Source organism: Bradyrhizobium sp. MI1.11 (genome assembly GCF_055811255.1).
The window spans coordinates 19,491-27,741 of the sequence record NZ_JBVVPM010000080.1 but is presented as its reverse complement, the minus strand read 5'-3'; the positions used below and the strand labels follow the sequence as shown (position 1 = coordinate 27,741).

Below are 8,251 nucleotides of genomic sequence, written 5' to 3'. Positions count from 1 at the left end.
ACAGTCTTGGCCGGAGCCTGTCGCGACCCAGACCTTCTCTCTCGACGTCTTCAGCCTCAAAAGCCAATAGCGCAACAGGCCCACAGGGGGAGAAGGGAAGAGGCAGCTACACCGGTATCCGCACGCTCGCCCTTAATCCGCCCATCGGACTGTCGCCAAGCGTAATGTCGCCGCCGTGCGAACGGGCGATGTCGCGGGCGATCGCGAGGCCAAGACCCGTGCCGCCTTCGTCCTGGTTGCGGGCGTTGTCCAGCCGCAGGAACGGCTTGAACACCTCTTCGCGTAAGTGCGCGGGAATACCCGGGCCGTCGTCGTCGACTGTCACGGTCAAATAACGGTGATCGCGCTGGCCGGTGATAGCGATGGCCTTGCCGTAGCGGGCGGCGTTGGTGACGAGGTTGGCGAGGCAGCGCTTGAACGAGGCCGGCTTCACCGTGACCACGGGCAGCCCGTTGAACGCGACGGTCGCAATGTGGCCGTGGCGTTCGGCGTCGCTGCGCAGCTCCTCGAGCGCCTGCGCCATGTCGGTCGGCTGCGACTGCTCGCCGGAATCGCCGCGGGCGAACGCGAGATAGTCCTCCAGCATCATCGACATCTCGTCGACGTCCTTGCGCATGCCCTCCATTTCGGGGCTGTCGCCGATCAGCGCCAGCTCGAGCTTGAACCGCGTCAGGATCGTGCGCAGATCGTGGCTCACGCCGGCGAGCATCGCGGTGCGCTGCTCCATCGTCCGCTCGATGCGCGACTTCATTTCGAGGAAGGCGACCGACGCGCGCCGCACCTCGCGCGCGCCGCGCGGACGGAAATTCGGCGCCTCGCGGCCCTTGCCAAAACTTTCGGCAGCGTCGGCAAGTCGCAGGATCGGCTTGATCTGGTTGCGCAGGAATAGCACCGCGACGATCAGCAGGATCGAGGACGTGCCGACCATCCAGAACAGGAAGATCTCCGAGTTCGAGGCATAGGCGGCGCTGCGCTGCGCGAACACGCGCATCACGGCATCGTCGAGCTGGATCCGGATCTCGACCAGGTTGGAGCGGCCGACCGTGTCGATCCAGAAGGAGCGCCCGATCTGGCGGCCGAGCTGCACCGAGAGCGTCTGGTCGAGCAGCGAGAAGAACGGCTTTGGTCCCGGCGGCGGCATGTCGCCGGCCGGGAGGAAATCGACGACGAGACCGAGGCGCTGCTGCGCGATACGGCGGATCTGGTCGCGATCCTTGTCTTGCGGATAGCCCTTGTAGACGTCGATCAACGCGGCGATGTCCTGCACCACCGCGGCCGACAGGCGGCGTGTCACCGTGTTCCAGTGCCGCTCCATGAACACGAAGGCGACGACCGATTGCAGGATCACCATCGGCACGATCATGATCAGCAGCGCACGCGCATAAAGGCCGGTCGGCATCCAGCCCTTGAACGCGTTGCCCATCCAGCCATTGGCGGCGGAGACGCGGCCGGCGGCGCTCTTCAGAAGCGTCAGGCCGGTATCGATCGTGCTCATCGGTGGCGCTTTACTGTTTTATGGCGAGGCTACCAGCCGGTAGCCGATGCCGCGCACGGCCTGGAGGAACAGCGGATTGGCGGGATCGGTTTCGATCTTGCGCCGGAGGCGGTTGATCTGCACGTCGACGGCGCGCTCGTTGACGCTGCCATTGCCGGTCAGCGCGCTGCGCGGCACGGTCTCGCCCGGTGTCTCCGACAGGATCCGCAGCATCTCGCGCTCGCGGTCGGTGAGGTGAATGACGTCTTCGCCCTGGCGCAATTCGCCGCGCTCGAGGTGGTAGATGTACGGGCCAAACGCGATCTTCTCCACTGCAGCGGCCTGCGGCGGCGGCGCAGCGCGCTTGAGGATGTTGTTGATGCGCAGCGCAAGCTCGCGCGGCTCGAACGGCTTCGCGACGTAATCGTCGGCGCCGATCTGCAGGCCCTCGATGCGCGCTTCGGCTTCATGCCGCGCCGTCAGCATCACGATCGGCACCGAGGACGAGGTCCGGATGAAACGGGCGAGATCGAAGCCGGTCTCGCCGGGCATCATGACATCCAGGATCAAGAGGTCGAAGTGCAGGCCCAAAAGCTTGGAACGGGCGTCGCTGGCGCTCGCGGCGGTCGAGACGCGATAGCCTTCGCCGGCAAGGAAGCGCGAGAGCAGATCGCGGATGCGGCGGTCGTCGTCGACCAGCAGGAGATGCGGGGCATCGTCGGCGGGGCGTGCCGGCGGGCGTGCGAGCGTTGCAGCGAGCGGCACGGTCACTCCTTGTCCTGATTGACGGTGGCAAAGATCGTCTCCAGCACCTTGTCCGGATCGTCGCGGTCGATCATCGCGCGCAGGAAGCGCTTGACGGTCTCGGCATCCTGCGGCGCCATCTCGGCGAGTGCCTTGGTGATGCGCGTGGTCTGCAGGCCGGCGAGCTTCTGCACCAGCGCCTCGCCCTTCGGTGTCGCAAACAGCAGGCGTTGGCGGCGATCATTGTCGCCGGTCTTCTGCACGATATAGCCCTCGTCCAGGAGCTGCTTGAGCACCCGGCCGAGCGATTGCTTGGTGATACGCAGGACGTCGAGGAGGTCGGCGACCTTGAGGCCGGGATAACGATAGACAAAGTGCATGACGCGGTGATGGGCCCGGCCGAAGCCGAACGCCTCCAGCTCCTGGTCGGGATCGCCGACGAAATCGCGATAAGCGAAGAACAGCAGTTCGATGATATCCCAGCGCAAATTGCCTCCGTCGTCTGCGGCCGGCCGCGGCCCGGCAGCGTCTTGAGAAGGAGTCGCGAAATTTATGTCAGGCATATTGACGTATCTTAGTCTCAATGTTACAAAACGATCAGCCCGCACGAAATTTTAGATCGTTTCGCGTCGGGTGGGCATCGAAGCAAGGCCGCCGCAGTGGGCCGGACGGGCGGCGACGGCCGGAGCAGATCTACCGTGCGATTGTCGAACGGCATTTCGGCAAAACATACTGGACTTCCGTCTTCCGCAAAAGCATGTCCTCGGTGACATGCTGGCCACGGAAACCGGCCGTAACAAGGCTGGCGGCGGTCCGGCCAGAAACCAATCGAGCCAGCCGGGCCCAAATCAGGGCAGGTGGGTGCCACAACGGCACCGCCACCGGCAGCGGGAGGCAAGGACATGAGCATGAAATTCGACATCCAGCCCGCATCCAATCCGACCCCCGAGAAGGATCGGGTCGCCAAGCTGGTCGATCCCGGTTTCGGGCGCGTCTTCACCGACCACATGGCGGTGGTCCGCTACAACCAGGCCAAGGGCGGCTGGTACGAGGCGCGTGTCGAGGCCCGCGCCAATTTCCAGATCGATCCGGCCGGCGCCGTCCTCCACTACGCCCAGGAAATTTTTGAAGGCCTCAAGGCCTACAAGCGCGACGACGGCGGCGTGAACCTGTTTCGCCCCGACGCCAATGCACGGCGCTTCAAGGACTCGGCGGACCGCATGGCGATGGCGCAGCTCCCCGAAGACGTCTTCATCGAGGCGGTCGAGCAAATCGTGCGCATCGACCGCGCCTGGATGCCGGGCGGCGAGGGCAGCCTTTACCTGCGCCCCTTCATGATCGCGAGCGAGACCTTCCTCGGCGTCAAGCCGTCGTCCGAATACATTTTCGCGGTGATCGCCTCGCCGGTCGGCTCCTACTTCAAGGGCGGCCCTGCGCCGGTCTCGATCTGGGTGTCCGAGAATTACACGCGCGCCGCGGTCGGCGGCACCGGCGCCGTCAAATGCGGCGGCAACTATGCCGCGAGCCTGCGCGCCCAGGCCGAAGCGATCCAGCACGGCTGCGACCAGGTCGTGTTCCTCGATGCGATCGAGCGCCGCTATATCGAAGAGCTCGGCGGCATGAACGTGTTCTTCGTGTTCGACGACGGCTCGCTCTCGACCCCGCCGCTCGGCACCATCCTGCCCGGCATCACCCGCGATTCCATCATCGCGCTGGCCAAAGATGCCGGCAAGACCGTGCGCGAGGAGCCGTACTCGCTCGACCAGTGGCGCAAGGATGCGGCAAGCGGCAAGCTGAAGGAAGCGTTTGCCTGCGGCACCGCCGCCGTGATCTCGCCGATCGGCACGGTGCGCTCGGTGAGCGGCGATTTCGAGATCAGCGGCGGCGCCGCGGGCCCGGTCGCCATGGGCCTGCGCAAGCAACTCGTCGACATCCAGTACGGCCGCACCAACGATCCGCACAACTGGATCCGCAATCTGTCTTGATTTTTGCCCTCTCTCTCCCCGCGCGCGGGGAGAGAGAGGCGCCATGAACGCGACACGATGATCGTGCGACAAAGTCCGAGACCTCGAATACTCGAACATCGAGTCATCTGGACATCGCGATCATGGCATCCACTCTTCCCCAACCCCTGAAATGGGTCGTTCTCGCCGCGATCACCGGCGTCACCGTCTTTGGCATTCTGACCATCGGCCCCAAGCCGGACGTCTCCGCTGAGGGCCGTTCGCCCGTCGTCGACGTGCGCACCACCGATCCCGAGATGAACACCGCGATCGCGCGCGCCCGCGGCACGCTGCCGACATTCTGGGCCTCCTATGAGGCGCCGAAGCCGTCGGAGACAGGGCATGCCCTGAAGGTGCACTTTTCGACCCGCAAAGGCGGTGAGCACATCTGGATGGCCGAGGTGAAGAAGATACCCAACGGGGCCTATTCCGGCCTCTTCGCCAACGAGCCACGCGATCTGCCCGGCAAGCGGGCAGGCGACAAGGTCGAATTCACTGAAGCCGACATCTCGGACTGGATGTTCATGCGCAACGGCAAGATCGTCGGCGGCGAAACCATCAAGCCAACGCTGAAGTCGCTGCCGAAAGCGGATGCCGACGCGCTCCGGGCGCGGATGGAGCAGCCGTAAGAGCCTACCCGGCAGTTGCCGCCTCGCGCGTCGGCTGGTAAATGCCGCGCATGGCCGAAAAATCCAAAAAACCCCAGAAACTGAAGGCGCGCCTGCCGCGCGGGCTCGAGGATCGCGATCCCGCCGCGATCCGGGCGACGCGCGAGATGGTGGAGAAGATCCGGACCGTCTATGAGCTCTACGGGTTCGAGCCCGTGGAAACGCCGGCGATGGAATACACCGATGCGCTCGGCAAGTTCCTGCCCGACCAGGATCGTCCGAACGAGGGCGTGTTCTCGTTCCAGGACGACGACGAGCAGTGGATCAGCTTGCGCTACGACCTGACCGCGCCGCTCGCGCGCTACGTTGGCGAGCGCTACGGTACCGACGGTCTTGTATTGCCCTATCGCAGCTATCGCGTCGGTTACGTCTTCCGCAACGAGAAGCCCGGCCCCGGCCGATTCCGCCAGTTCATGCAGTTCGACGCGGACACGGTGGGCTCGGCAACACCGGCGGCCGATGCCGAGATCTGCATGATGGCGGCCGACACGATGGAGGCGCTGGGCGTTGCGCGCGGCTCGTATGTCGTGAGGGTGAACAATCGCAAGGTGCTTGACGGCGTTCTGGAAGCAATCGGGCTCGGTGGCGAAGAGAACGCAGCACGCAGACTGACCGTGTTGCGCGCGATCGATAAGCTCGACAAGTTTCCCGCCGAGGAAGTTCGCAAGCTGCTCGGTCCCGGCAGATGGGATGGCGGCGAAGAAGGCAAGGGCGACTTCACGAAGGGCGCCAATTTGAGCGCGTCGGAAGCTGACGTCGTTCTCGCCATCACCAAACCGCACGACGACTGGAAAGAGGCGATCGCCGCGGCGGAAACCTATCTCGCCAAGAGCGAAGTCGGTCAGGCCGGCGTGAGCGAGCTGGAAGAAATCGCCAAACTGGTGACGGCTTCGGGATACGGCGCAGACCGCATCCGCATCGATCCCTCCGTCGTGCGCGGCCTCGAATATTACACCGGCCCCGTCTACGAGGTCGAACTGCTGCTCGAGACCAAGGACGACAAAGGCCGTCCGGTCCGGTTTGGCTCGGTCGGCGGTGGTGGCCGCTATGATGGTCTGGTCTCGCGCTTCCGCGGCGAGCCGGTGCCGGCGACCGGATTCTCGATCGGCGTGTCCAGGCTTCAGGCCGCGCTGACGCTGCTTGGCAAGCTCGATACGAAGCCCGAATTCGGCCCAGTCGTGGTCACCGTGTTCGACCGCGACCGCGTCGCCGACTACCAGAAGATGGTCGCATCGTTGCGAACCGCCGGGATCCGTGCCGAGCTCTATCTGGGCAATCCCAAGAACATGGGCAACCAGCTCAAATATGCCGATCGCCGCAATGCGCCTTGCGTCATCATCCAGGGCTCGGATGAAAAAGCGCGTGGCGAGGTGCAGATCAAGGATCTGATCGAAGGCGCGAAGGCTGCGGCCGCGATCGCTTCCAACCAGGAATGGCGTGAGAGCCGCCCGGCGCAGTTCTCGTGCGGCGAGACCGACCTCGTCGCCAGAGTGCGCGAGGTGTTGGCGCGCCATGACGTAAAGTGGGGATAGCTATGCCGGCAGGCGTCATGCCCGGGCTTGTCCCGGGCATCCACGCCTTGTTTGATGGAAGAGAACGTGGATGGCCGGGACAAGCCCGGCCATGACGACAGCATAGGGAGAGAAAAATGCCTGAGATCACTGTCAGCATGGCCGCGGGCCGCACCGACGAGCAGAAGGCCGGCATGATGCGCGACATCACCCAGGCGCTGGTGAAGAATCTCGGCGTCGATGCCGACGCCGTCGTCATCCAGATCAACGAAGCCCCGCTTGCCCACAAGATGAAGGGCGGCAAGACGTTCGTGGAGCGCGCGGCGGCTGCGAAGAAGTGACGCGTTAGCGTCATTCCGGGGCAGCCGTGAGGGCTGACCCCGGAATCTCGATCGACAATCTCTGGATTCCGGGTTCGCGCTTCGCGCGCCCCGGAACGACGGGCGGGATCCATGGACGCACGCGACTTCATCAAGGCCGGCATGAGCGCCGAGCGCACGCTGGTGGTGCCGGTGGAGCGCACGGTCGGGCATTTCGTGCCCGGCATGCCGATGGTCTATGCGACGCCGATGATGATTCTGGAAATGGAGATGACGTCGGGCGATGCGATCCGTAGCGTCCTTCAGCCCGGCTGGGTCACCGTCGGCACCGAGGTCGACATCCGCCATCTTGCAGCAGCTCTCGTCGGTGCGACGGTGCGGACTACCGCGAAGGTGGTCGCGGTCGAGCGCCGCGTCATCCGCTTCGAGGTCGAGGCCTTCGAGGGCTCGCGAAAACTCGGCGAAGGCCGCCACGCGCGCGGGCTCATTAATGTCGCGATGTTCAACAAGCGGCTGGGGACGAGCTAGGAGCCGCTTGCTCCGCCCTCATCCTGAGGAGACCGCGCCGCGGTCGTCTCGAAGGATCGCCACAGGCGAGAGCCGGGCCTGCATGGTTCGAGACGGCGCTTCGCGCCTCCTCACCATGAGGGGATAGCTTCCTTACTTCGCCAATTCCTTCGACCGTTTCGTCGCCGCCGCGATCGCACGGATCATCAGATCGCGCAGGCCGGGCTCGCCCATCAGCACGCCGAGTGCCGCAGCCGTGGTGCCGCCGGGCGAGGTGACGTTCTGGCGCAGCGTGCCGGAGGCAAGCTCCGACTGGTGGAGAAGTTCACCGGAGCCGGCGACGGTTTGGCGCGCGAGTTTTGTCGCGAGCGCCTCGGGCAATCCCGCCTCGACACCGGCGCGCGCGAGCTCTTCGGCCAGCAAAAACACATAGGCCGGGCCCGAGCCGGACACCGCGGTCACCGCGTCCATCAGGCTCTCATCGTCGACCCATTCGACCGAGCCGGTGGCGCGTAGTAGCGCATCGGCCACCGCGCGTTGCTGTGCGCTGACATTGTTCGCGGCGACAGCCACCGTGATGCCGCGACCGATCGCGGCCGGTGTGTTTGGCATCGCGCGCACCACAGCGCCGCCGCAGACCTCCTCGAGGGAGGCGATCGTGGTTCCCGCCATGATCGACACTACCGCGGTCTTGTCGGAGACGAACGGCTTCAGCTTGGCGCCGGCCTCGCGGAACATCTGCGGCTTCACCGCGACCACGAGCGTCTCGACCTGGCCCGCCGTCGTCACGTCGGGATTGAGCGCAATCCCCTTGGCGGCAAGTGCGGTGATCTCGGCCGAGATGTGAGGATCAATCACCGCGACGCGGCGCGGGTCGAGCCCACCCGAAAGCCATCCGGTCAGCATCGCGCCGCCCATCTTGCCGGCGCCGGCGAGCAGGATGGTGCCGGTGATGTTTTGGAGAGTGCTGTTCGCCATCGCTGTCGCCACCGCCGTCGTCCTGGCCTAGTGCGCAATTGCGCAC

9 protein-coding genes are annotated in these 8,251 nt (G+C 65.2%); 5 read left to right on the top strand and 4 right to left on the bottom strand.

All coding sequences use genetic code 11. The features are described 5' to 3' along the window. Window positions 1-106: 106 nt before the first annotated feature. From AC0L30_RS39410 to AC0L30_RS39400, 3 genes are read right to left on the bottom strand one after another with little or no spacing between them, the layout of a single operon-like run. Complete coding sequence (locus tag AC0L30_RS39410; protein ID WP_354172445.1) at window positions 107-1,495, bottom strand: ATP-binding protein; 1,389 nt, start codon at window positions 1,493-1,495, stop codon at window positions 107-109. Between the two features lie 18 nt (window positions 1,496-1,513). Further along, complete coding sequence (locus tag AC0L30_RS39405; protein ID WP_035993624.1) at window positions 1,514-2,245, bottom strand: response regulator; 732 nt, start codon at window positions 2,243-2,245, stop codon at window positions 1,514-1,516. Further along, the gene (locus AC0L30_RS39400; RefSeq protein ID WP_007596846.1) at window positions 2,242-2,781 is read right to left on the bottom strand and encodes a MarR family winged helix-turn-helix transcriptional regulator; all 540 of its coding nucleotides are present in this window, start codon (window positions 2,779-2,781) and stop codon (window positions 2,242-2,244) included. The genes AC0L30_RS39405 and AC0L30_RS39400 overlap by 4 nt, the downstream gene beginning before the upstream one ends. Before the next feature lie 339 nt (window positions 2,782-3,120). Here AC0L30_RS39400 and AC0L30_RS39395 point away from each other — a divergent pair, with 339 nt between their 5' ends. From AC0L30_RS39395 to AC0L30_RS39375, 5 genes are all read left to right on the top strand, one after another. Then, window positions 3,121-4,203 carry a branched-chain amino acid aminotransferase gene (locus tag AC0L30_RS39395; RefSeq protein WP_007596844.1) on the top strand — a complete coding sequence of 361 codons (1,083 nt, stop codon included), beginning with the start codon at window positions 3,121-3,123 and terminating at the stop codon, window positions 4,201-4,203. A 122-nt stretch (window positions 4,204-4,325) separates the two neighbouring features. Beyond that, complete coding sequence (locus AC0L30_RS39390) at window positions 4,326-4,850, top strand: YegJ family protein (RefSeq protein ID WP_473406502.1); 525 nt, start codon at window positions 4,326-4,328, stop codon at window positions 4,848-4,850. Between the two features lie 50 nt (window positions 4,851-4,900). Then, window positions 4,901-6,421 carry a histidine--tRNA ligase gene (hisS, locus tag AC0L30_RS39385; RefSeq protein WP_473406501.1) on the top strand — a complete coding sequence of 507 codons (1,521 nt, stop codon included), beginning with the start codon at window positions 4,901-4,903 and terminating at the stop codon, window positions 6,419-6,421. A 116-nt stretch (window positions 6,422-6,537) separates the two neighbouring features. Beyond that, window positions 6,538-6,741: a tautomerase family protein gene (locus AC0L30_RS39380; RefSeq protein ID WP_025590867.1), complete on the top strand. Its 204-nt coding sequence runs from the start codon at window positions 6,538-6,540 to the stop codon at window positions 6,739-6,741. Between the two features lie 111 nt (window positions 6,742-6,852). Next, complete coding sequence (locus AC0L30_RS39375; RefSeq protein WP_219683636.1) at window positions 6,853-7,248, top strand: thioesterase family protein; 396 nt, start codon at window positions 6,853-6,855, stop codon at window positions 7,246-7,248. Window positions 7,249-7,380: 132 nt separating this feature from the next. Here the strand turns inward: AC0L30_RS39375 and proC are convergent, their stop codons facing one another. After that, window positions 7,381-8,205 (bottom strand): pyrroline-5-carboxylate reductase, encoded by an 825-nt coding sequence (gene proC, locus AC0L30_RS39370; RefSeq protein ID WP_473406500.1) that lies wholly within the window; start codon window positions 8,203-8,205, stop codon window positions 7,381-7,383. Between the last annotated feature and the right edge of the window lie 46 nt (window positions 8,206-8,251).

Excerpts from the sequence above, each read along its gene's own strand:
- hisS (WP_473406501.1), top strand. The coding sequence starts at position 4,901 with ATGGCCGAAAAATCCAAAAAACCCCAGAAACTGAAGGCGCGCCTGCCG.
- AC0L30_RS39410 (WP_354172445.1), bottom strand. The coding sequence starts at position 1,495 with ATGAGCACGATCGATACCGGCCTGACGCTTCTGAAGAGCGCCGCCGGC.
- AC0L30_RS39400 (WP_007596846.1), bottom strand. The coding sequence starts at position 2,781 with ATGCCTGACATAAATTTCGCGACTCCTTCTCAAGACGCTGCCGGGCCG.
- AC0L30_RS39380 (WP_025590867.1), top strand. The coding sequence starts at position 6,538 with ATGCCTGAGATCACTGTCAGCATGGCCGCGGGCCGCACCGACGAGCAG.
- proC (WP_473406500.1), bottom strand. The coding sequence starts at position 8,205 with ATGGCGAACAGCACTCTCCAAAACATCACCGGCACCATCCTGCTCGCC.
- AC0L30_RS39375 (WP_219683636.1), top strand. The coding sequence starts at position 6,853 with ATGGACGCACGCGACTTCATCAAGGCCGGCATGAGCGCCGAGCGCACG.
- AC0L30_RS39395 (WP_007596844.1), top strand. The coding sequence starts at position 3,121 with ATGAGCATGAAATTCGACATCCAGCCCGCATCCAATCCGACCCCCGAG.
- AC0L30_RS39390 (WP_473406502.1), top strand. The coding sequence starts at position 4,326 with ATGGCATCCACTCTTCCCCAACCCCTGAAATGGGTCGTTCTCGCCGCG.